The organism is Pseudomonas sp. Q1 (assembly GCF_009935975.1).
Classification (GTDB): domain Bacteria; phylum Pseudomonadota; class Gammaproteobacteria; order Pseudomonadales; family Pseudomonadaceae; genus Aquipseudomonas; species Aquipseudomonas palleroniana.
On the sequence record NZ_QODI01000014.1, the window covers coordinates 111615 to 134337 of the forward strand.

Consider the following 22723-nt stretch of genomic DNA (forward strand, 5'->3'; position numbering starts at 1 on the left):
GCAACCCCAGTTTTGAAGCATTACGCGTAATACGCCGGTCAGTTGGCGACGGACCGGCGGATTTTTTCATGTATGATACGCGCCCCATTTCGTTGCCCGACTGTCCGAGAACACCCCATGCAGCTCTCTTCGCTCACTGCGGTTTCCCCTGTTGACGGCCGCTACGCCGGCAAAACCCAGGCCCTGCGCCCGATTTTCAGCGAATACGGTTTGATCCGTGCTCGTGTTCTGGTTGAAGTGCGCTGGCTCCAGCGCCTGGCCGCTCACCCCGCCATCAGCGAAGTGCCGGCGTTTTCCGCCGAAGCCAACGCTGTATTGAACACCCTGGCGGAAAACTTCTCCCTGGAGCACGCCGAGCGTGTCAAAGAGATCGAGCGCACCACCAACCACGACGTAAAAGCCATCGAGTACTTGCTCAAAGAGCAAGCGGCCAAGCTGCCGGAACTGGCCCAGGTCAGCGAATTCATCCACTTTGCCTGCACCAGCGAGGACATCAACAACCTGTCCCACGCCCTGATGCTGCGCGAAGGCCGTGATGACGCAATGCTGCCGCTGATGCGCCAGACCGCCAACGCCATCCGCGAACTGGCCATCCGCTTTGCCGACGTGCCTATGCTGTCGCGTACCCACGGCCAACCGGCTTCGCCGACCACCCTGGGCAAAGAACTGGCCAACGTGGTGTACCGCCTGGAGCGCCAGATCGCTCAAGTGGCGGCCGTACCGTTGCTGGGCAAGATCAACGGCGCCGTAGGCAACTACAACGCCCACCTGTCGGCCTACCCTGAGATCGACTGGGAAGCCAATGCCCGCGCCTTCATCGAAGACGAGCTGGGCCTGGGTTTCAACCCGTACACCACGCAGATCGAGCCGCATGACTACATCGCCGAGCTGTTCGACGCCATTGCGCGCTTCAACACCATCCTGATCGACTTCGATCGCGATATCTGGGGCTACATCTCCCTGGGCTACTTCAAGCAGCGCACCATTGCCGGTGAAATCGGTTCGTCGACCATGCCGCACAAGGTCAACCCGATCGACTTCGAAAACTCCGAAGGCAACCTCGGCATCGCCAACGCCCTGTTCCAGCACCTGGCCAGCAAGTTGCCAATCTCCCGCTGGCAGCGCGACCTGACCGACTCCACCGTGCTGCGCAACCTCGGCGTGGGTTTCGCACACAGCGTGATCGCGTACGAAGCCAGCCTCAAGGGCATCAGCAAGCTGGAACTCAACGAGCAGAAAATTGCGGCCGACCTGGACGCTTGCTGGGAAGTCCTGGCCGAGCCGATCCAGACCGTGATGCGCCGCTACAACATCGAAAACCCTTACGAAAAGCTCAAGGAATTGACGCGCGGCAAGGGCATCAGCCCCGAAGCGCTGCAAACTTTCATCGACGGCCTGGACATGCCTGCCGCCGCCAAGGCCGAGCTGAAACTGCTCACTCCGGCCAACTACATCGGCAACGCTGTAGAGCAAGCCAAGCGCATCTGATCATAGCAAGACCCTTTGAGACGCCCGGCCGCGCCGGGCGTTTTTATTCCAGTCTGAAAAGTGCTTTTTTTCAATAGGTTACACATGAATCCTGATATCCCTCTTCAACTTCTGGGCGGCATCACAGCACGGGAATTCCTGCGCGACTACTGGCAGAAAAAGCCGCTGCTGATCCGCCAGGCCATCCCTGATTTCGAAAGCCCGATCGACGCCGACGAACTGGCCGGCCTGGCCCTGGAAGAAGATGTCGAGTCGCGCCTGGTGATCGAACACGGTGAACGCCCGTGGGAACTGCGTCGCGGCCCGTTCGCCGAAGATGCGTTCAGCACCTTGCCTGAACGCGAATGGACCCTGCTGGTGCAGGCCGTGGACCAGTTCGTGCCGGAAGTGGCCGAGCTGCTGGAGCAATTCCGTTTCCTGCCAAGCTGGCGCATCGACGATGTGATGATCAGCTTTGCTGCACCGGGAGGCAGCGTAGGCCCGCATTTCGACAACTACGACGTGTTCCTGCTGCAAGCCCAAGGCAAGCGCAACTGGAAGATCGGCCAGATGTGCAGCTCCGAAAGCGCGCTGCTACAACACGCCGACCTGCGCATCCTCGCCGAATTCGAAGAGAGCGCCGAATGGGTACTGGAGCCGGGCGACATGCTCTACCTGCCACCCCGCCTGGCGCATTTCGGCATTGCCGAAGATGACTGCATGACCTATTCCGTCGGCTTCCGGGCCCCGAGCGCCGCCGAAGTGCTGACCCACTTCACCGACTTCCTCAGCCAATACCTGACTGACGAAGAGCGCTACACCGACGCCGACGCCCAACCGGTCAGCGACCCGCACCAGATCCAGGGCGACGCACTGGATCGCCTCAAGAGCCTGCTGGCCGAGCACATGAGCGACGAGCGCATGCTGCTGACCTGGTTCGGCCAGTTCATGACCGAGCCACGCTACCCGGAACTGGTAGCCGGTGAGGACTTGGGTGAAGATGACTTTATCAACGCCCTTCAAGACGGTGCGATTTTGGTACGCAACCCGAGTGCGCGCCTGGCCTGGTCCGAAGTCGACGACGATGTGCTGCTGTTTGCCAGCGGCCAGAGCCGCTACCTGCCGGGTAAACTGCGCGAACTGCTGAAGCTGGTGTGCTCGGCTGACGCACTGCACAGCGAAAACCTCGGCGAATGGCTCGCCGACGAAGACGGTCGCGACCTGCTGTGCGAACTGGTCAAGCAAGGAAGCCTGGGATTTGCCGATGAATAAGATTCACGTAAGTGTCGCGGACTGGCAAAAGGATATCGCTGAGATTCGGCGCATTCGTGAAGCGGTATTTATCGCCGAACAATCGGTTCCACCTGAGCTTGAATGGGACGCGGACGACGCCGGCGCGGTGCATTTCCTGGCATTCGAGGGCGACTTTCCGATCGGTACCGCCCGCCTGCTGCCCAGCGGCGAAATCGGGCGCGTATCGGTGCTCAAGGACTGGCGCGGGCTTAAAGTCGGCGACAAGCTGATGGAAGCCGTGATCGGTGCGGCCGAGCAACGCGGCCAGCGCAAGCAGTTCCTCAGCGCACAGGTCTATGCCGCGCCGTTCTATGAGCGGCTGGGCTTCAAGATCGTCAGCGAAGAATTCCTGGAAGTCGGGATTCCGCATGTTGATATGGTGCGTGAGGGCTGATTCAGGATCGAGTCGCTGCCATCGGGAGCAAGCCCCCTCCCACACTTGACCGAGTCATTCTTTGGAACGCGGTCAAAATGTGGGAGGGGGCTTGCCCCCGATAGCTATTTCAGCAACACCAGCAATACCCTGCCCTGCCAGGGCATTTGCCGTCTACGATTCAATTTGCGGCCTGCCGGGCCGACAAACTGGCACTATCACGCCTAATTGACTCGCAGAGATAACGGACATGTCCCTACGCACCCTGCTCATCGCACTCCTCCTGGCCGCCAGCGCCCCGGCCGTGGCCGACACCGAAGTCGTCAACCTGAGCAATCGCACCAGCGCCGACCTCCTGCCCGTGGCGCAGAATTTCATCGGCAAGGACGGCAGCGTCAGCGCCTACGGTAACCAGCTTATCGTCAAGGCCGACCCCGGCAAGATCCAGGACCTGCGCGCACTGCTCGCGCAATTGGACACGCCCGCCAAACGCCTGCTGATCACCGTCGATACCAACGAAAACAATCAGCAAAACACCGGCGACAGCCAGACTCGCATCATCAGCTACGGCACTGCCAGCCGCGACGGCGGTGTCCAGCAGATCCAGGCGAGCGAAGGCGTGCCCGCATTGATCCAGGTCGGTCAGAGCGTTCCGCTGACCACCACCCAGCAAGACAGCTACGGCCGCCTGCAAAACCAGACCCAGTATCGCAACGTCACCCAGGGCTTTTACGTCACCGCCAGCGTCACCGGCGAGACCGTACACCTGAGCATCAGTACCAACCGTGACCGCATGAGCCAGGAACGTCCCGATGTAGTGAACGTCCAGAGCACCGATACAACCGTCAGCGGGCGCCTGGGCGAGTGGATCCCCCTGGCCGGTATCAATCGCGAGACCCAGGCCGACAAATCCTCCACAACCCGCAGCTACTCTACCCAAGGCCGCGATGACCTGACTTTACGGGTCAAGGTCGACACCCTGAACTGAAGCACCGGAAACTGACTGATGAGTCGTATTAGACCAAAGATGTAGTGCTTGAAAAAAAGCACTACAAAACATTTGACGATCGAAAAAAGCCTGGGCATGATGGCCTCGCTCCCGCTAATCAGGGGCCCTGGCAAGGGCCTTCGGATCGCCGCTCCAAGCTACCCACCCGAGCCGATTCGTGTCTGTACCGCCCACAAGGTGTGTTTGACGAGGTTGCGACTGGAACGAAGTTGTCCCGAGGGACGGAAGCCAACCAGGTAACCCGGCTACACACTGATGGATCGTACCAAGGCCCACGACGCCCGAAGACCGTTCGCAGTTTGCCCCTACCTGCTCAATTCCACCCTTGAGCCAATCGTTCATTCCGTCGCCTTCCCCGCCAAGCCCGGCTTGACCACCTGAGCTTCTGGTCAGCGAGCAGCCAAAACCACGCACTTACTACGTGGCTGGCAAATGGAATTTTCCACCTAGACCTATGCGACGAGGTTTTTCCCCATGGCACTGACACGCGAACAGCAAATTGCAGCCCTTGAAAAAGACTGGGCTGAAAACCCACGCTGGAAAGGCGTAACCCGCGCTTATTCCGCTGCTGACGTCGTCCGCCTGCGTGGCTCGGTTCAGCCTGAGCACACCTTTGCAAAACTCGGCGCCGAGAAGCTGTGGAAGCTGGTCACCCAAGGTGCCAAGCCTTCCTTCCGTCCCGACAAAGATTTCGTCAACTGCATGGGCGCCCTCACTGGCGGCCAGGCAGTCCAACAGGTAAAAGCCGGTATCCAGGCGATCTACCTGTCCGGCTGGCAAGTGGCAGCGGACAACAACTCCGCTGAATCCATGTACCCCGACCAATCGCTGTACCCGGTGGACTCGGTGCCGACCGTGGTCAAGCGCATCAACAACTCGTTCCGTCGTGCCGACCAGATCCAGTGGAAAGCCGGCAAGAACCCGGGCGACGAAGGCTACATCGACTACTTCGCACCGATCGTGGCCGACGCTGAAGCCGGTTTCGGCGGCGTACTGAACGCCTACGAACTGATGAAGAGCATGATCGAGGCCGGCGCTGCCGGCGTGCACTTCGAAGACCAGCTGGCTTCGGTGAAAAAATGCGGCCACATGGGTGGCAAGGTGTTGGTACCGACCCAGGAAGCTGTGCAGAAGCTGACCGCTGCGCGCCTGGCCGCTGACGTCGCCGGCACGCCAACCATCATCCTGGCGCGCACCGATGCCAACGCCGCCGATTTGCTGACCTCGGACTGCGACCCGTACGACAAGCCGTTCGTCACTGGCGAGCGCACCCAGGAAGGCTTCTACAAAGTACGCGCCGGCCTCGACCAGGCCATTGCCCGCGGCCTGGCCTATGCGCCGTATGCAGACCTGATCTGGTGCGAAACCGCCAAGCCTGACCTGGAAGAAGCCCGTCGTTTCGCCGAAGCGATCAAGAAGGAATACCCGGACCAACTGCTGTCCTACAACTGCTCGCCTTCTTTCAACTGGAAGAAGAACCTGGACGACGCGACCATCGCCAAGTTCCAGCGCGAACTGTCAGCCATGGGCTACAAGCACCAGTTCATCACCCTGGCCGGCATTCACAACATGTGGCACAGCATGTTCAACCTGGCGCACGACTACGCCCGCAACGACATGACCGCCTACGTGAAGCTGCAGGAGCAGGAGTTCGCTGACGCCGCCAAAGGCTACACCTTCGTGGCGCACCAGCAGGAAGTGGGCACCGGCTACTTCGACGACATGACTACCGTGATCCAGGGCGGCACCTCGTCCGTGACCGCACTGACCGGTTCGACCGAAGAAGAGCAGTTCCACTAAGCACCGAGCAAACGGCCATTGCGGCCGCATGGAAGACCTAACCGCAATGCCGCAAAACAATCACGCCCCGACTGGTTCGGGGCGTTTTTTTGCCTGCCACCCCCTCCCGACACCATGAAGATCACATTGTGGGAGGGGGCTTGCTCCCGATGGCGCTGGATCAGCCTCAGAAGTGTCGACTGACACCCCGCAATCGGGAGCAAGCCCCCTCCCACAGGGAATGCGGGCTCTCTGAGGATTTTGCGCAAAACATTGATCCAGGGCGGTATCTGCGCAAGCCTGGTCGGTTATAAGGATCCGTTCAGGCAACTAAGCGGCACTCAAGCAAGTAACGGCAACTTCTGCGCCCCCACCACAAACATCCGCTTAAAACCCACCCAAACAATATTCATTATCATTTAGAGCGCAAGAACTTCTTTACAGCTAAAACAAAACATAATTGGTGAAAAGCCGGCTAATCCCCGCCCCGCAAGGGCTACAGCCCCACAAAGGTGCACTATGTGCTTATTCCATCGAATAATTTCGCTATCGGAATTTTACTTGCCCGGTGTTTAGCCATAAAATCACCGCGATTGATTGCAGTGCGACATATCGTCACTGCATCGTTACTTTTTCGAGCTCAGAGACCTTTGCTCTCTGTTAAGGATTTCCAGCATGACCGAAGCGACAGGACTCATGGCCCACAACTGGGGCTTTGCCATTTTCCTCCTCGGTGTTGTCGGCCTTTGCGCCTTCATGCTCGGTGTTTCCAGCCTCCTCGGGTCAAAAGCCTGGGGCCGCAGCAAGAATGAACCGTTCGAGTCCGGCATGCTGCCTACAGGTGGCGCCCGCTTGCGGCTCTCAGCCAAATTCTATCTGGTCGCGATGCTGTTCGTGATCTTCGATATCGAAGCCCTCTTTCTCTTTGCCTGGTCTGTGTCCGTCCGCGAAAGCGGCTGGACCGGATTCGTCGAAGCCCTCGTTTTCATAGCAATTCTGTTGGCAGGCCTTGTCTACCTATTCCGAGTGGGCGCCCTTGACTGGGCTCCGGAAGCTCGTCGTAAGCGGCAAGCGAAGCTGAAACAATGAGGCTTTGGCGATGCAATACAATCTCACCAGGATCGACCCGGATGCTCCTAACGAGCAGTACCCCATCGGCGAACGGGAAACCGTTTCCGACCCGTTAGAAGACCAAGTCCACAAAAACATCTACATGGGCAAGCTGGAAGACGTGCTGAGTGGCGCGGTCAACTGGGGGCGTAAAAACTCCCTGTGGCCGTACAACTTCGGTCTTTCGTGCTGCTACGTGGAAATGACCACCGCCTTCACGGCGCCCCACGACATCGCGCGCTTCGGCGCCGAAGTTATCCGGGCATCGCCGCGCCAGGCGGACTTCATGGTTATCGCCGGCACCTGCTTCATCAAGATGGCGCCGATCATCCAGCGTCTCTACGAGCAAATGCTCGAACCGAAATGGGTTATCTCCATGGGTTCGTGCGCCAACTCCGGTGGCATGTACGACATCTACTCCGTTGTCCAGGGGGTGGACAAGTTCCTGCCCGTGGACGTCTACGTGCCTGGCTGCCCGCCTCGCCCTGAAGCGTTCCTGCAAGGCTTGATGCTATTGCAGGAATCGATCGGCAAGGAGCGTCGCCCACTGTCCTGGGTCGTCGGTGAACAAGGCGTTTATCGCGCCGAGATGCCGTCTCAAAAGGAACAGCGCCGCGAACAGCGAATCGCAGTCACCAACCTGCGCAGCCCTGACGAAGTCTGATCCAGCACCGCTTCTTTTATAGAACGAAAACCTGGCTTCATTCTTTACGTTGACCGAAAGCGATAAAAAACCATGACTACAGGCAGTGCTCTGTATATCCCGCCTTACAAGGCAGACGACCAGGATGTGGTCGTCGAACTCAACAACCGTTTCGGCCCTGACGCCTTCACCGCCCAGGCCACGCGCACCGGCATGCCGGTGCTGTGGGTGGCGCGTGCCAAGCTCGTCGAAGTCCTGACCTTCCTGCGCAACCTGCCCAAGCCGTACGTCATGCTCTATGACCTGCATGGCGTGGACGAGCGTCTGCGCACCAAGCGCCAAGGGCTGCCGAGCGGCGCCGATTTCACCGTGTTCTACCACCTGATGTCGCTGGAACGTAACAGCGATGTGATGATCAAGGTCGCGCTGTCTGAAACTGACCTGAGCATCCCGACCGTAACCGGTATCTGGCCGAACGCCAGCTGGTACGAGCGTGAAGTCTGGGACATGTTCGGCATCGACTTCCCGGGCCACCCGCACCTGTCGCGCATCATGATGCCGCCAACCTGGGAAGGTCACCCGCTGCGCAAGGACTTCCCTGCCCGCGCGACCGAATTCGACCCGTTCAGCCTCAACCTGGCCAAGCAACAGCTTGAAGAAGAGGCGGCCCGCTTCCGTCCGGAAGACTGGGGCATGAAGCGTTCCGGCACCAACGAGGACTACATGTTCCTCAACCTGGGCCCGAACCACCCTTCGGCGCACGGTGCCTTCCGTATCATCCTGCAACTGGACGGCGAAGAAATCGTCGACTGCGTGCCGGACATCGGCTACCACCACCGCGGTGCCGAGAAGATGGCTGAACGCCAGTCGTGGCACAGTTTCATCCCGTACACCGACCGTATCGACTACCTCGGCGGCGTGATGAACAACCTGCCGTACGTGCTCTCGGTCGAGAAGCTGGCCGGTATCAAGGTGCCGGACCGCGTCGACACCATCCGCATCATGATGGCCGAGTTCTTCCGGATCACCAGCCACCTGCTGTTCCTGGGTACCTATATCCAGGACGTCGGTGCCATGACCCCGGTGTTCTTCACCTTTACCGACCGCCAGCGCGCCTACAAGGTCATCGAAGCCGTCACCGGTTTCCGCCTGCACCCGGCCTGGTATCGCATCGGCGGTGTTGCCCACGACCTGCCGAACGGCTGGGAGCGCCTGGTCAAGGAATTCGTCGAGTGGATGCCCAAGCGTCTGGACGAGTACCAAAAGGCTGCGCTGGACAACAGCATCCTCAAGGGCCGCACCATCGGCGTCGCCCAGTACAACACCAAAGAGGCCCTGGAATGGGGCGTCACCGGTGCGGGCCTGCGTTCCACCGGCTGCGATTTCGACCTGCGTAAAGCGCGCCCGTACTCCGGCTACGAGAACTTCGAATTCGAAGTACCGCTGGGGGCCAATGGCGATGCCTACGACCGTTGCATCGTGCGCGTCGAAGAAATGCGCCAGAGCCTGAAGATCATCGAGCAGTGCATGCGCAACATGCCGGCAGGCCCGTACAAGGCGGACCACCCGCTGACCACGCCGCCGCCGAAAGAACGCACACTGCAGCACATCGAAACCCTGATCACGCACTTCCTGCAGGTTTCGTGGGGCCCGGTCATGCCGGCCAACGAATCCTTCCAGATGATCGAAGCGACCAAGGGTATCAACAGTTATTACCTGACGAGCGATGGCGGCACCATGAGCTACCGCACCCGGATCCGCACCCCGAGCTTCGCCCACTTGCAGCAGATCCCTTCCGTGATCAAAGGCGAGATGGTCGCGGACTTGATTGCGTACCTGGGTAGTATCGATTTCGTTATGGCCGACGTGGACCGCTAAGCATGAACAGCACGCTTATCCAGACAGACCGTTTCACCTTGAGTGAAACCGAGCGCTCGGCCATCGAGCACGAGCTGCATCACTACGAAGACCCGCGCGCGGCGTCGATCGAAGCCTTGAAGATCGTCCAGAAGGAACGTGGCTGGGTGCCGGACGGCGCGCTCTACGCCATCGGCGAGATCCTCGGCATCCCTGCCAGCGACGTTGAAGGCGTGGCCACGTTCTACAGCCAGATCTTCCGCCAGCCCGTGGGCCGCCACATCATTCGCGTGTGCGACAGCATGGTCTGCTACATCGGTGGCCACGAATCCGTGGTCAGCGAGATCCAGAACAAGCTGGGCATCGGCCTCGGCCAGACCACCCCGGATGGCCGCTTCACGCTGCTGCCGGTGTGCTGCCTGGGCAACTGCGACAAGGCGCCGGCGTTGATGATCGACGACGACACATTCGGTGACGTGCAGCCCGCTGGCGTGACCCAATTGCTTGAGGGCTACCCATGACCCTTACATCTTTCGGCCCGGCCAACCTGATCAAGCGTTCGCCCGAGACCCACCCGCTGACCTGGCGCCTGCGTGACGATGCCGAGCCGGTATGGTTCGACGAGTACCAGGCCAAGAATGGCTACGCCGCTGCGCGCAAGGCCTTCGCCGACATGGCTCAGGACGATATCGTCCAGACCGTGAAGGACGCCGGCCTTAAAGGTCGCGGTGGTGCAGGCTTCCCCACGGGCGTGAAGTGGGGCCTGATGCCCAAGGACGAATCCATCAACATCCGCTACCTGCTGTGCAACGCGGATGAAATGGAGCCCAACACCTGGAAAGACCGCATGCTGATGGAGCAACTGCCCCATCTGCTGATCGAAGGCATGCTGATCAGCGCCCGCGCGCTGAAAACCTACCGTGGCTACATCTTCCTGCGTGGCGAGTACACCACCGCCGCCAAGCACCTCAACCGTGCCGTGGAAGAAGCCAAGGCCGCCGGCCTGCTGGGCAAGAACATCCTCGGTTCAGGCTTTGATTTCGAACTGTTCGTGCACACCGGCGCCGGGCGTTATATCTGCGGTGAAGAAACCGCACTGATCAACTCCCTCGAAGGCCGCCGCGCCAACCCGCGCTCCAAGCCACCCTTCCCTGCCGCCGTGGGCGTGTGGGGCAAGCCGACGTGCGTGAACAACGTCGAGACCCTGTGCAACGTGCCGGCGATCATCGCCGACGGCGTGGACTGGTACAAATCCCTGGCCCGCGAAGGCAGCGAAGACATGGGCACCAAGCTCATGGGCTTCTCCGGCAAGGTCAAGAACCCGGGCCTGTGGGAACTGCCCTTCGGCGTCACCGCCCGCGAGCTGTTCGAGGACTACGCCGGCGGCATGCGCGACGGCTACACCTTGAAAGCCTGGCAGCCAGGCGGCGCCGGCACCGGCTTCCTGCTGCCCGAGCACCTGGACGCACAAATGTATGCCGGCGGCATCGGCAAGGTGGGCACCCGTATGGGTACTGGCCTGGCGATGGCGGTGGACAACACCGTGAACATGGTCTCGCTGCTGCGCAACATGGAGCAGTTCTTTGCCCGTGAATCCTGTGGCTTCTGCACCCCATGCCGCGACGGCCTGCCGTGGAGCGTCAAGCTGCTGATGGCCCTGGAAAAAGGTGAAGGCCGCGAGGGTGACATCGAGACCCTGCTGGGTCTGGTCGGTTTCCTCGGCCCGGGCAAGACCTTCTGTGCTCACGCACCGGGCGCCGTGGAGCCATTGGGCAGCGCAATCAAATACTTCCGCTCGGAGTTCGAAGCCGGCATCGCGCCTGTCAGCGCCGCCGTCCCGTCTCTGGCGAAGCCGATCGTAGTCGGCGCGTAACGCTTAAAGAAGCGAGGGGTCCGTGCCCTTCGCTTTCTCATGTGCTGACGCCTTGATGGCTGTGTAGATGCACATGAATAACAAGATTCCATTAGCCACGCCCGCTGACAACGGGCCAACGAAGAACTTTGAACCATGGCCACTATCCACGTAGACGGCAAAGCGCTCGAAGTCGATGGGGCGGACAACCTGTTACAGGCCTGTCTGTCACTCGGTCTCGATATTCCGTATTTCTGCTGGCACCCTGCACTTGGTAGCGTCGGTGCCTGTCGCCAGTGTGCGGTCAAGCAGTACACCGACGAGAACGACACCCGTGGTCGTATCGTCATGTCGTGCATGACCCCAGCCACCGACAACACCTGGATCTCCATCGACGATGAAGAATCCAAGGCGTTCCGCGCCAGCGTCGTCGAATGGCTGATGACCAACCACCCCCACGACTGCCCGGTCTGTGAGGAAGGCGGTCACTGCCACCTGCAAGACATGACGGTGATGACCGGCCACAACGAGCGCCGTTATCGCTTCACCAAGCGTACCCACCAGAACCAGGACCTCGGCCCGTTCATTTCCCACGAAATGAACCGCTGCATCGCCTGCTACCGTTGCGTGCGCTTCTATAAGGACTACGCCGGCGGCACCGACCTGGGCGTATTCGGCGCCCACGACAACGTGTACTTCGGTCGCGTTGAAGACGGCGTGCTCGAAAGCGAGTTCTCCGGCAACCTCACCGAGGTCTGCCCGACCGGTGTGTTCACCGACAAGACCCACTCCGAGCGTTACAACCGTAAGTGGGACATGCAGTTCGCCCCGAGCATCTGCCATGGCTGCTCCAGCGGTTGCAACATCTCCCCGGGCGAGCGCTACGGTGAACTGCGTCGTATCGAAAACCGCTTCAACGGTTCGGTCAACCAGTACTTCCTGTGCGACCGTGGCCGTTTCGGCTACGGCTACGTCAACCGCGAAGACCGTCCGCGCCAGCCACTGTTGGCCGGTGGCGCCAAGCTGAGCCTGGACGAGGCGCTGGATAAAGCCGCCGACCTGCTGCGCGGTCGCAACATCGTCGGGATCGGTTCGCCCCGCGCCAGCCTGGAGAGCAACTTCGCGTTGCGCGAACTGGTCGGCGCCGAGCACTTCTACTCCGGTATCGAAGCCGCTGAGCTGGAGCGCATCCGCCTGGTCCTGCAGGTGCTGAACGACAGCCCGCTGCCGGTGCCGAACATGCGCGACATCGAAGACCACGACGCGATCTTCGTGCTCGGTGAAGACCTGACCCAGACCGCTGCGCGTATCGCCCTGTCCCTGCGCCAGTCGGTCAAAGGCAAGGCCGAAGCCATGGCCGACGCCATGCGCGTGCAGCCTTGGCTCGACGCTGCGGTGAAGAACATCGGCCAGCACGCGCTGAACCCGCTGTTTATCGCAAGCCTCGCTGAAACCAAACTCGACGACATCGCCGAAGAATGCGTCCATGCCGCACCGGACGACCTGGCCCGCCTCGGTTTCGCCGTGGCCCACGCCCTGGACGCCAGCGCGCCTGCCGTCGAAGGCCTGGACACTGAGGCCGCTGCACTGGCCCAGCGTATCGCCGACGCCCTGCTGGCGGCCAAGCGCCCATTGATCATTGCCGGCACCTCGCTGGGTTCCAAGGCGCTGATAGAAGCCGCGGCCAACATCGCCAAGGCGTTGAAGCTGCGTGACAAGAACGGTTCCATCAGCCTGGTCGTGCCGGAAGCCAACAGCCTTGGCCTGGCCATGCTCGGTGGCGAGTCCGTGGACGCGGCCCTGCAGGCAGTCATCGACGGCAACGCCGACGCCATCGTGGTGCTCGAGAACGACCTGTACACCCGCACCGATGCGGCCAAGGTTGACGCTGCGCTGAACGCCGCCAAGGTGTTGATCGTTGCCGACCACCAGAAGACCGCTACCAGCGAACGCGCCGACCTGGTGCTGCCGGCTGCCACCTTCGCTGAAGGCGACGGCACCCTGGTCAGCCAGGAAGGCCGTGCCCAGCGCTTCTTCCAGGTGTTCGATCCGAAGTACATGGACGCCAGCATCCTGGTTCACGAAGGCTGGCGCTGGCTGCATGCCCTGCGCGCGACCCTGCTGAACCAGCCGATCGACTGGACCCAGCTTGACCACGTCACCGCCGCTACCGCCGCAAGCGCACCGCAACTGGCGCGTATCGTCGATGCCGCGCCATCCGCCGCGTTCCGCATCAAGGGCTTGAAACTGGCCCGCGAACCGCTGCGTTACTCCGGTCGTACCGCCATGCGCGCCAACATCAGCGTGCACGAACCACGTACCCCGCAAGACCCGGATACCGCGTTCAACTTCTCCATGGAAGGTTACTCGGGTTCGGCCGAGCCGCGTCAGCAAGTGCCGTTCGCCTGGTCTCCAGGCTGGAACTCGCCGCAGGCCTGGAACAAGTTCCAGGATGAAGTCGGTGGTCATATCCGCGCTGGCGACCCGGGCACCCGCCTGATCGAAAGCAGCGGTGATTCGCTGAACTGGTTCGCTGCCGTACCGCGTCCGTTCAACCCGGCCCAGGGCACCTGGCAGGTCGTACCGTTCTTCCACCTGTTCGGCAGCGAAGAGAACTCTTCCAAAGCCGCGCCGGTTCAGGGACGTATCCCAGCCGCCTACGTGTCGGTCGCCAAGTCAGAAGCCGATCGCCTGGGCGTCAACGACGGTGCCCTGCTCAGCCTGAACGTGGCCGGCCAGACCCTGCGTCTGCCGCTGCGCATCAACGATGAGTTGGGTGCCGGCCTGGTTGCACTGCCTAAAGGCCTCGCCGGTATTCCGCCGGCGATCTTTGGCAAAACCGTTGACGGTCTGCAGGAGGCAGCGCAATGACCTGGTTCACCCCTGAAGTGATCGACGTGATCATTGCGGTCCTCAAGGCTGTCGTGATCCTGTTGGCCGTGGTCGTCGCGGGCGCCCTGCTCAGCTTCGTCGAGCGTCGCCTGCTGGGCTGGTGGCAGGACCGTTACGGTCCGAACCGCGTTGGCCCGTTCGGCATGTTCCAGATCGCCGCCGACATGCTGAAAATGTTCTTCAAGGAAGACTGGACCCCACCGTTTGCCGACAAGGTGATCTTCACCCTGGCACCGGTCGTGGCCATGAGCGCCTTGCTGATCGCCTTCGCGATCATCCCGATCACCCCGACCTGGGGCGTGGCGGACCTGAACATCGGCTTGCTGTTCTTCTTCGCCATGGCCGGCCTGTCGGTCTATGCGGTGCTGTTCGCCGGTTGGTCGAGCAACAACAAGTTCGCCCTGCTAGGCAGCTTGCGGGCTTCGGCCCAGACCGTGTCCTACGAAGTGTTCATGGGCCTGGCGCTGATGGGCATCGTGGTGCAGGTCGGCTCGTTCAACATGCGCGACATCGTCGAGTACCAGGCACAGAACCTGTGGTTCATCATTCCGCAGTTCTTCGGCTTCTGCACCTTCTTCATCGCCGGCGTCGCCGTGACTCACCGTCACCCGTTCGACCAGCCTGAAGCGGAGCAGGAACTGGCCGACGGTTACCACATTGAATACGCCGGCATGAAATGGGGCATGTTCTTCGTTGGCGAGTACATCGGCATCATCTTGATCTCGGCCCTGCTGGTCACGCTGTTCTTCGGCGGCTGGCACGGTCCGTTCGGCATCCTGCCGCAGTTGGCGTTCTTCTGGTTCTTCCTGAAGACCGCGTTCTTCATCATGTTGTTCATCCTGCTGCGCGCTTCCATTCCGCGCCCACGCTATGACCAGGTGATGGATTTCAGCTGGCGCTTCTGCCTGCCGCTGACCCTGATCAATTTGCTGGTGACGGCTGCCGTTGTGTTGTTGAACACGCCAGCCGGCGCGGTTCAGTGAGGATTTGACCCATGTTCAAATATATTGGCGACATCGTTAAGGGTACCGGTACCCAGTTGCGAAGCCTGGTGATGGTGTTCGGTCACGGCTTCCGCAAACGCGACACCCTGCAATACCCGGAAGAAGCGGTGTACCTGCCGCCGCGCTATCGCGGCCGCATCGTGCTGACCCGCGACCCCGATGGCGAAGAGCGTTGCGTAGCCTGCAACCTGTGCGCCGTGGCGTGCCCGGTGGGTTGCATCTCCCTGCAGAAAGCTGAAACCGAAGACGGTCGCTGGTACCCGGACTTCTTCCGCATCAACTTCTCGCGCTGCATTTTCTGCGGCCTCTGCGAGGAAGCTTGCCCGACCACCGCGATCCAGCTGACACCGGATTTCGAGATGGCCGAGTTCAAACGTCAGGACCTGGTGTACGAGAAAGAAGATCTTTTGATCTCTGGTCCCGGTAAAAACCCTGATTACAACTTCTATCGTGTTGCAGGTATGGCCGTTGCCGGTAAGCCAAAAGGCGCCGCACAAAACGAAGCCGAGCCGATCAACGTGAAGAGCTTGCTGCCTTAAGGAAGAAAGATGGAATTCGCTTTCTATTTCGCATCGGGTATCGCGGTTGTGTCCACGCTTCGCGTGATCACCAACACCAACCCCGTGCACGCCCTGCTCTACCTGATCATTTCGCTGATCGCCGTGGCCATGACCTTCTTCAGCCTCGGCGCACCGTTCGCCGGTGTCCTGGAAGTGATCGCCTACGCTGGCGCCATCATGGTGCTGTTCGTGTTTGTGGTGATGATGCTCAACCTGGGGCCGGCTTCGGTCGCCCAGGAGCGCGTCTGGCTCAAACCCGGCATCTGGCTCGGCCCGGTTGTCCTCGCCGCCCTGCTGCTGGGTGAACTGCTGTATGTGCTGTTCGCTCACCAGAGCGGCCAGGCCATCGGCCACACCACCGTGGATGCAAAAGCCGTGGGCGTCAGCCTGTTCGGCCCGTACCTGCTGGTGGTCGAACTGGCGTCGATGCTGCTGCTCGCCGCAGCCGTCACCGCCTTCCACTTGGGCCGCAACGAAGCCAAGGAGCAATGACGATGCCTGCTATCCCTTTGGAGCATGGTCTGGCGGTTGCCGGCATCCTGTTCTGCCTTGGCCTGGTCGGCCTGATGGTCCGCCGTAACATTCTGTTCGTGTTGATGAGCCTGGAAATCATGATGAACGCCGCAGCACTGGCCTTCATCGTCGCGGGTGCACGCTGGGGCCAGCCGGATGGACAAGTCATGTTCATCCTGGTGATCAGCCTGGCAGCCGCCGAGGCCAGTATCGGCCTGGCGATCCTGCTGCAACTGTATCGTCGCTTCCACACGCTTGATATCGACGCTGCCAGTGAGATGCGCGGATGAACATGATCTTTCTGACTTTCGTATTTCCCCTGATCGGTTTCCTGCTGCTGTCGTTCTCCCGTGGACGCTGGTCGGAAAACCTCTCGGCCCTGGTGGGCGTGGGCTCGATTGGCCTGTCGGCCATCGTTGCCGCCTACGTCATCTGGCAATTCAACGTGGCCCCGCCGGAAGGCGGCCACTACACCCTGGTGCTGTGGCAGTGGATGTCGGTGGAGGGCTTCAAGCCCAACTTCGCCCTCTACATCGACGGCCTGTCGATCACCATGCTCGGCGTGGTGGTGGGCGTGGGTTTCCTGATCCACCTGTTCGCGTCCTGGTACATGCGCGGTGAAGCCGGTTACTCGCGCTTCTTCTCGTACACCAACCTGTTTATCGCCAGCATGCTGTTCCTGGTACTGGGCGATAACCTGTTGTTCCTGTACTTCGGCTGGGAAGGCGTGGGCCTGTGCTCGTACCTGCTGATCGGTTTCTACTACAGCAACCGCAACAACGGTAACGCGGCACTCAAGGCCTTTATCGTCACCCGTATCGGCGACGTGTTCATGGCAATCGGCCTGTTCATCCTGTTCCAACAGGTGGGCACGCTGAACATCCAGGAACTGCTGGTACTGGCACCGCAGAAATTCCAGGTCGGCGACTTCTGGATCACCCTGGCCACCCTGATGCTGCTGGGCGGTGCCGTGGGTAAATCCGCGCAACTGCCGCTGCAAACCTGGCTGGCGGATGCGATGGCCGGTCCTACCCCGGTTTCGGCACTGATCCACGCCGCAACCATGGTAACCGCCGGTGTCTACCTGATTGCACGTACCCATGGCCTGTTCACCCTGGCGCCGGAAATCCTGCACCTGGTCGGCCTGGTCGGCGGCGTGACCCTGGTGCTGGCCGGCTTCGCTGCGCTGGTACAGACCGACATCAAGCGCATCCTCGCCTACTCGACCATGAGCCAGATCGGCTACATGTTCCTGGCCCTGGGCGTCGGTGCCTGGGACGCGGCGATCTTCCACCTGATGACCCACGCCTTCTTCAAGGCCCTGCTGTTCCTCGCTTCCGGTGCGGTGATCGTTGCCTGCCACCACGAGCAGAACATCTTCAAGATGGGTGGCCTGTGGAAAAAACTGCCGTTGGCCTACGCCAGCTTCATCGTCGGTGGTGCCGCCCTGGCTGCCCTGCCGTTGGTGACCGCCGGTTTCTACTCGAAAGACGAGATCCTCTGGGAAGCCTTTGCCAGCGGTAACCAGAACCTGCTGTACGCAGGCCTGGTGGGTGCGTTCATGACCTCGCTGTACACCTTCCGCCTGATCTTCATCACCTTCCACGGTGAAGCCAAGACCGAAGCACACGCAGGCCACGGCATCTCGCACTGGCTGCCATTGTCGGTACTGATCGTGCTGTCGACCTTCGTCGGTGCCATGATCACGCCGCCACTGCACGGCGTATTGCCACAAAGCGTCGGCCATGCCGGCGGCGAAGCCCAGCACAGCCTGGAAATCGTCTCGGGCGCCATCGCCATTGCCGGTATCCTGCTGGCGGCCCTGCTGTTCCTCGGCAAGCGTCGCTTCGTGACCGCCGTTGCCAACAGTGGCATTGGCCGCTTCCTTTCGGCCTGGTGGTTCGCTGCCTGGGGCTTCGATTGGATCTACGACAAACTGTTCGTCAAGCCATACCTGGCCATCAGCCATGTACTGCGTAAAGACCCGCTCGACCAGACCATCGGTTTGATCCCGCGCGCCGCCAAGGCCGGTCACACCGCCCTGAGCCGCAGCGAGACTGGCCAACTGCGCTGGTATGCAGCTTCCATGGCGGCCGGTGCCGTGCTAGTGATCGGCGCCATCGTAGTGGTAGCGGTCTGATATGAACTTTGCGAACTTGCGAAAGGAAACGAGCCCGTCATGATTCTGCCCTGGCTAATCCTGATCCCCTTTATCGGCGGCCTGCTCTGCTGGATGGGTGAACGCTTCGGCGCCACCCTCCCCCGCTGGATTGCGTTGCTGACCATGTCCCTGGAACTCGCACTCGGCCTCTGGCTGTGGGCCCATGGTGACTATTCATTCGCTCCGGCACCGGGTGTCGATCCAACCTTCGCGCTTGAATTCAAGCACGTGTGGATCCAGCGCTTCGGCATCAACGTGCACCTGGCCCTCGACGGCCTGTCGCTGTTGATGATCCTGCTGACCGGCCTGCTGGGTATCCTCTCGGTACTCTGCTCCTGGAAAGAAATCCAGCGTCACGTGGGCTTCTTCCACCTGAACCTGATGTGGATCCTGGGCGGCGTCGTCGGCGTGTTCCTCGCCCTCGACCTGTTCATGTTCTTCTTCTTCTGGGAAATGATGCTGGTGCCGATGTACTTCCTCATCGCGCTCTGGGGTCACAGTTCTTCGGACGGCAAGAAAACCCGGATCTACGCGGCGACCAAGTTCTTCATCTTCACCCAGGCTTCCGGCCTGATCATGTTGGTGGCGATCCTGGGCCTGGTACTGGTCAACTTCAACAACACCGGCGTGATTACCTTCAACTACGCCGACCTGTTGAAAACCAAGATGTCCCTGACCACCGAGTACATCCTGATGCTGGGCTTCTTCATCGCATTCGCGGTGAAGCTGCCGGTGGTGCCGTTCCACTCCTGGCTGCCTGACGCTCACGCCCAGGCGCCAACAGCAGGTTCGGTCGACCTGGCCGGTATCCTGTTGAAGACCGCGGCGTATGGTCTGCTGCGTTTCGCCCTGCCGCTGTTCCCGAATGCCTCGGCCGAGTTCGCGCCGATCGCCATGACCCTGGGTCTGATCGGGATCTTCTACGGCGCGTTCCTGGCCTTCGCGCAAACCGACATCAAGCGTCTGATCGCGTTCTCGTCCGTTTCGCACATGGGTTTCGTACTGATCGGCATCTACTCCGGCAGCCAGCTGGCGTTGCAAGGCGCAGTGATCCAGATGCTGGCCCACGGTGTCTCGGCCGCTGCCCTCTTTATCCTGAGTGGCCAGTTGTACGAACGCCTGCACACCCGCGACATGCGTGAGATGGGTGGCGTGTGGTCGCGCATCGCCTACCTGCCGGCGATCAGCCTGTTCTTTGCCGCGGCGTCCCTGGGCCTGCCGGGCACCGGTAACTTCATCGGCGAATTCCTGATCCTGATGGGCTCGTTCGTACAGACACCGTGGATCAGCGCCATCGCTACATCCGGCCTGGTATTCGGCTCGGTCTACTCGCTGATCATGATCCACCGCGCCTACTTCGGCCCGGCCAAGTCCGACACCGTCCTGCAAGGGATGGATGCTCGCGAACTGATCATGGTGCTCGGCCTTGCGGTACTGCTGATCTACATCGGCGTGTACCCGCAACCGTTCCTGGACACTTCTGCCGCAACGATGCATGGCGTGCAGCAGTGGTTCGGCACCGCCTTCTCTCAACTCGCTTCGGCCCGGTAAGAGCGCTATGGAATTCACGATCCAACACTTTATCGCGCTTGCGCCGCTGCTGATCACCAGCCTCACCATCGTGGTGGTGATGCTGGCGATCGCCTGGCGCCGCAATCACTCGCAAACGTTCCTGCTGTCCTGTGCCGGCCTGAACCTGGCCTTGCTGTCGATCATTCCGGCCCTCAAGGTCGCGCCACTGGCGGTGACCCCGCTGATGATGGTCGATGACTTCGCGCTGCTGTACATCGCGTTGATCCTCGTAGCCACCCTGGCGTGCGTCACCCTCGCCCACGCCTACATGGGCGAAGGCGGCACCGGCTACCCGGGCAACAAGGAAGAGCTGTACCTGCTGATCCTGCTGGCTGCGGCCGGTGGCATCGTGCTGGTCAGCGCACAGCACCTGGCCGGCTTGTTCATCGGCCTGGAACTGCTGTCGATCCCGACCTACGGCCTGGTGGCCTACGCCTTCTTCAACAAGCGCTCCCTGGAAGCCGGCATCAAGTACATGGTGCTGTCGGCCGCCGGTTCCGCGTTCCTGTTGTTCGGTATGGCCCTGCTCTACGCCGAAGCCGGCAACCTGAGCTTCACCGGCATCGGTCACGCCCTGGCCACCACCAGCATGCCTGCGCCGATTGCCCAACTGGGCCTGGCGATGATGCTGATCGGCCTGGCGTTCAAGCTGTCGCTGGTACCCTTCCACCTGTGGACCCCGGACGTGTACGAAGGCGCCCCGGCGCCGGTGGCTGCGTTCCTGGCCACGGCGTCGAAGGTGGCCGTGTTCGCGGTGATGGTGCGTCTGTTCCAGATCTCGCCTGCCGCCAACACCGGCGTGCTGAGCACCGTGCTGACCGTGATCGCCATCGCGTCGATCCTGTTCGGTAACCTGCTGGCCCTGACCCAGAACAACCTCAAGCGTCTGCTGGGTTACTCGTCCATCGCGCACTTCGGCTACCTGCTGATCGCCCTGGTGGCGAGCAAAGGCCTGGCCGTGGAAGCCATGGGTGTGTATCTGGTCACCTACGTGATCACCAGCCTCGGCGCGTTCGGCGTGATCACCCTGATGTCCTCGCCGTTCAAAGGCCGTGACGCTGATGCCCTGTACGAATACCGCGGCCTGTTCTGGCGCCGTCCGTACCTGACCGCCGTACTGACCGTGATGATGCTGTCCCTGGCGGGTATCCCGCTGACGGCCGGTTTCATCGGCAAGTTCTACATCGTGGCGACCGGTGTCGAGGCGCACGAGTGGTGGCTGGTGGCATCCCTGGTGCTGGGTAGCGCGATTGGCGTGTTCTACTACCTGCGCGTGATGGTCACCCTGTACCTGATCGAGCCAAACCTGCGTCGTGTGGATGCCGAGCTGCACTGGGAACAGAAAGCCGGTGGCGTAATGCTGCTGGCCATCGCCCTGCTCGCGTTCTTCCTGGGCGTGTACCCACAACCGTTGCTCACCCTGGTGCAGCACGCGGTGTTGGGCGTTTGATCGCTTAGGCACATGCAGTCAACAGAACGGCGCCTTCGGGCGCCGTTTTGCATTCTTGCCATTGATTACATTTCCTGTGGCGAGGGAGCTTGCTCCCGTTGGGGCGCGAAGCGACCCCAGCACAGACACCGCGTTACCCCAGAGAAATCTCAGTGTCAGGTTTCAGGGCCGCTACGCAGCCCAACGGGAGCAAGCTCCCTCGCCACGACAAACGCGCTCGCCAGAAATGCCAGCTCGCAGCGCTGGGTTGAACCCATACCTTTAACGTCTCCACCCTCCCCCATCACCACAAAACGCTCCACACAGATAAACGGCGCAAAAAAAACGCCCCGAATCACTTCGGGGCGTTTTTCATTCACGTCGACGTGTCTGGCTCAATCGCAGCCTTAAAACGCGATACCCACCTTGAAACCGTACTCATCACGCTTGAGCTTGGTGTTGTCGGCGGTAAAGGAGTCTTCGTCGAGCTTGTATTCGGTGCGGGTGTAGTACAAGCCCGCCATCACTGGCAGATTGCCATTTTGGTTCATCAGCAGGCTGACTTCGGCGTAGGGGTTGGTGCGATCCTTGAGGTCCACAGTGTCACTGCCCACGCCATCCACTTTGAGTTTGGCGCGGCCGTCGATGGTCTGACGGGCACCGGCTTCAACGCGCAGGGTCATATCATCGAACTGGTGGTTGTAGCCCAGTGCCAGCTTGGCGAATGGCGATTTGTTGGTGAGCTTGACGTCATAGCCGTTGGTGTCGGGCTCATAGCGGGTCCAGGTGTAGCCACCGCCCACAATCACGTCGACGAAGTTGCGCGCATCCAGCGCGGCGCGCCAGCCGAGGTCCAGGTCAGCCTGACCTTCCTTGAGCTTGTCGTCGCTTTTTTCGCCGTACTTGGCTTCGATACCGGCTTGATAGATGAAACCGGATTCGGCAGTCAGCTTGTTGCCGAAGTTGTAGAACAGCCCGGCTTCAGGCATGTGGCTCTTGTCGCTTGCGCTGCCGCCTTCGAATTTGAAATCGTTATAGCTACCCAGGATACCGAAGGTGGAAATAGGGCCGGTAGGCGGTGCCGCGAACACCACGGCAGGTGCAGCGACCAGCGCCAGCAGGGAGGAACCCTTGAAGATTTTTCCGAATAGCTTGGACATCGTTTTACATCTCCTTGTGAGTGAGCAAATTATTCAGGAACCGCTTCGA

Annotated in this window: 20 protein-coding genes; 18 read left to right on the forward strand and 2 right to left on the reverse strand. The window is 60.9% G+C overall.

Annotated features, from left to right (window positions below; genetic code table 11):
* The first annotated feature begins 117 nt into the window (after positions 1–117).
* From purB to nuoN, 18 genes are all read left to right on the forward strand, one after another.
* A complete protein-coding gene (gene purB / locus DK870_RS21790) occupies positions 118–1488 on the forward strand; it encodes an adenylosuccinate lyase (protein ID WP_161549659.1) in 1371 nt (456 codons plus the stop codon).
* A gap of 84 nt (positions 1489–1572) precedes the next feature.
* Entirely contained in the window at positions 1573–2739 is a 1167-nt protein-coding gene (locus DK870_RS21795) for a cupin domain-containing protein (RefSeq protein ID WP_161549660.1), read from the forward strand.
* A complete protein-coding gene (locus DK870_RS21800) occupies positions 2732–3154 on the forward strand; it encodes a GNAT family N-acetyltransferase (protein ID WP_060755662.1) in 423 nt (140 codons plus the stop codon). The genes DK870_RS21795 and DK870_RS21800 overlap by 8 nt, the downstream gene beginning before the upstream one ends.
* Before the next feature lie 229 nt (positions 3155–3383).
* Entirely contained in the window at positions 3384–4121 is a 738-nt protein-coding gene (locus DK870_RS21805; RefSeq protein WP_090370261.1) for a secretin N-terminal domain-containing protein, read from the forward strand.
* Positions 4122–4616: 495 nt separating this feature from the next.
* Positions 4617–5942 (forward strand): isocitrate lyase, encoded by a 1326-nt coding sequence (gene aceA, locus DK870_RS21810; protein ID WP_060755664.1) that lies wholly within the window; start codon positions 4617–4619, stop codon positions 5940–5942.
* Between the two features lie 654 nt (positions 5943–6596).
* Positions 6597–7010 carry an NADH-quinone oxidoreductase subunit A gene (locus tag DK870_RS21815; RefSeq protein WP_003219575.1) on the forward strand — a complete coding sequence of 138 codons (414 nt, stop codon included), beginning with the start codon at positions 6597–6599 and terminating at the stop codon, positions 7008–7010.
* Positions 7011–7020: 10 nt separating this feature from the next.
* Positions 7021–7695, forward strand: a complete 675-nt coding sequence (locus tag DK870_RS21820; RefSeq protein WP_060755665.1) for an NADH-quinone oxidoreductase subunit B family protein — start codon at positions 7021–7023, stop codon at positions 7693–7695.
* A gap of 72 nt (positions 7696–7767) precedes the next feature.
* Complete coding sequence (nuoC, locus tag DK870_RS21825; protein ID WP_060755666.1) at positions 7768–9552, forward strand: NADH-quinone oxidoreductase subunit C/D; 1785 nt, start codon at positions 7768–7770, stop codon at positions 9550–9552.
* 2 nt (positions 9553–9554) lie between these two features.
* Positions 9555–10052 carry an NADH-quinone oxidoreductase subunit NuoE gene (gene nuoE / locus DK870_RS21830; protein WP_003174721.1) on the forward strand — a complete coding sequence of 166 codons (498 nt, stop codon included), beginning with the start codon at positions 9555–9557 and terminating at the stop codon, positions 10050–10052.
* Positions 10049–11404, forward strand: coding sequence for an NADH-quinone oxidoreductase subunit NuoF (gene nuoF / locus DK870_RS21835; protein ID WP_161549661.1), 1356 nt, complete (start codon positions 10049–10051; stop codon positions 11402–11404). The genes nuoE and nuoF overlap by 4 nt, the downstream gene beginning before the upstream one ends.
* 135 nt (positions 11405–11539) lie before the next feature.
* The gene (gene nuoG / locus DK870_RS21840; protein WP_161549662.1) at positions 11540–14254 is read left to right on the forward strand and encodes an NADH-quinone oxidoreductase subunit NuoG; all 2715 of its coding nucleotides are present in this window, start codon (positions 11540–11542) and stop codon (positions 14252–14254) included.
* Positions 14251–15258 (forward strand): NADH-quinone oxidoreductase subunit NuoH, encoded by a 1008-nt coding sequence (nuoH, locus tag DK870_RS21845; protein WP_060755669.1) that lies wholly within the window; start codon positions 14251–14253, stop codon positions 15256–15258. The genes nuoG and nuoH overlap by 4 nt, the downstream gene beginning before the upstream one ends.
* 11 nt (positions 15259–15269) lie before the next feature.
* A complete protein-coding gene (nuoI, locus tag DK870_RS21850) occupies positions 15270–15818 on the forward strand; it encodes an NADH-quinone oxidoreductase subunit NuoI (protein WP_003174725.1) in 549 nt (182 codons plus the stop codon).
* Positions 15819–15827: 9 nt separating this feature from the next.
* A complete protein-coding gene (gene nuoJ / locus DK870_RS21855; protein WP_060755670.1) occupies positions 15828–16331 on the forward strand; it encodes an NADH-quinone oxidoreductase subunit J in 504 nt (167 codons plus the stop codon).
* A gap of 2 nt (positions 16332–16333) precedes the next feature.
* Complete coding sequence (nuoK, locus tag DK870_RS21860; protein WP_003174727.1) at positions 16334–16642, forward strand: NADH-quinone oxidoreductase subunit NuoK; 309 nt, start codon at positions 16334–16336, stop codon at positions 16640–16642.
* On the forward strand, positions 16639–18492 hold the full coding sequence (gene nuoL / locus DK870_RS21865; RefSeq protein ID WP_090370255.1) for an NADH-quinone oxidoreductase subunit L: 1854 nt from the start codon (positions 16639–16641) through the stop codon (positions 18490–18492). Before nuoK ends, nuoL begins: the two co-directional genes overlap by 4 nt.
* A gap of 39 nt (positions 18493–18531) precedes the next feature.
* Positions 18532–20064, forward strand: a complete 1533-nt coding sequence (gene nuoM, locus DK870_RS21870; protein ID WP_016974046.1) for an NADH-quinone oxidoreductase subunit M — start codon at positions 18532–18534, stop codon at positions 20062–20064.
* A gap of 7 nt (positions 20065–20071) precedes the next feature.
* Positions 20072–21535 (forward strand): NADH-quinone oxidoreductase subunit NuoN, encoded by a 1464-nt coding sequence (gene nuoN, locus DK870_RS21875; protein WP_060755672.1) that lies wholly within the window; start codon positions 20072–20074, stop codon positions 21533–21535.
* 155 nt (positions 21536–21690) lie between these two features.
* Here nuoN and DK870_RS21880 read toward each other — a convergent pair whose 3' ends face one another.
* Together DK870_RS21880 and DK870_RS21885 are read right to left on the reverse strand one after the other, a co-directional pair.
* Complete coding sequence (locus tag DK870_RS21880; RefSeq protein WP_145977760.1) at positions 21691–21894, reverse strand: hypothetical protein; 204 nt, start codon at positions 21892–21894, stop codon at positions 21691–21693.
* 27 nt (positions 21895–21921) lie between these two features.
* Positions 21922–22674 (reverse strand): outer membrane beta-barrel protein, encoded by a 753-nt coding sequence (locus DK870_RS21885; RefSeq protein WP_060755674.1) that lies wholly within the window; start codon positions 22672–22674, stop codon positions 21922–21924.
* Between the last annotated feature and the right edge of the window lie 49 nt (positions 22675–22723).

Coding starts and splice junctions, on each gene's coding strand:
- purB (WP_161549659.1), top strand. CDS start 118: ATGCAGCTCTCTTCGCTCACTGCGGTTTCCCCTGTTGACGGCCGCTAC.
- DK870_RS21795 (WP_161549660.1), top strand. CDS start 1,573: ATGAATCCTGATATCCCTCTTCAACTTCTGGGCGGCATCACAGCACGG.
- DK870_RS21800 (WP_060755662.1), top strand. CDS start 2,732: ATGAATAAGATTCACGTAAGTGTCGCGGACTGGCAAAAGGATATCGCT.
- DK870_RS21805 (WP_090370261.1), top strand. CDS start 3,384: ATGTCCCTACGCACCCTGCTCATCGCACTCCTCCTGGCCGCCAGCGCC.
- aceA (WP_060755664.1), top strand. CDS start 4,617: ATGGCACTGACACGCGAACAGCAAATTGCAGCCCTTGAAAAAGACTGG.
- DK870_RS21815 (WP_003219575.1), top strand. CDS start 6,597: ATGACCGAAGCGACAGGACTCATGGCCCACAACTGGGGCTTTGCCATT.
- DK870_RS21820 (WP_060755665.1), top strand. CDS start 7,021: ATGCAATACAATCTCACCAGGATCGACCCGGATGCTCCTAACGAGCAG.
- nuoC (WP_060755666.1), top strand. CDS start 7,768: ATGACTACAGGCAGTGCTCTGTATATCCCGCCTTACAAGGCAGACGAC.
- nuoE (WP_003174721.1), top strand. CDS start 9,555: ATGAACAGCACGCTTATCCAGACAGACCGTTTCACCTTGAGTGAAACC.
- nuoF (WP_161549661.1), top strand. CDS start 10,049: ATGACCCTTACATCTTTCGGCCCGGCCAACCTGATCAAGCGTTCGCCC.
- nuoG (WP_161549662.1), top strand. CDS start 11,540: ATGGCCACTATCCACGTAGACGGCAAAGCGCTCGAAGTCGATGGGGCG.
- nuoH (WP_060755669.1), top strand. CDS start 14,251: ATGACCTGGTTCACCCCTGAAGTGATCGACGTGATCATTGCGGTCCTC.
- nuoI (WP_003174725.1), top strand. CDS start 15,270: ATGTTCAAATATATTGGCGACATCGTTAAGGGTACCGGTACCCAGTTG.
- nuoJ (WP_060755670.1), top strand. CDS start 15,828: ATGGAATTCGCTTTCTATTTCGCATCGGGTATCGCGGTTGTGTCCACG.
- nuoK (WP_003174727.1), top strand. CDS start 16,334: ATGCCTGCTATCCCTTTGGAGCATGGTCTGGCGGTTGCCGGCATCCTG.
- nuoL (WP_090370255.1), top strand. CDS start 16,639: ATGAACATGATCTTTCTGACTTTCGTATTTCCCCTGATCGGTTTCCTG.
- nuoM (WP_016974046.1), top strand. CDS start 18,532: ATGATTCTGCCCTGGCTAATCCTGATCCCCTTTATCGGCGGCCTGCTC.
- nuoN (WP_060755672.1), top strand. CDS start 20,072: ATGGAATTCACGATCCAACACTTTATCGCGCTTGCGCCGCTGCTGATC.
- DK870_RS21885 (WP_060755674.1), bottom strand. CDS start 22,674: ATGTCCAAGCTATTCGGAAAAATCTTCAAGGGTTCCTCCCTGCTGGCG.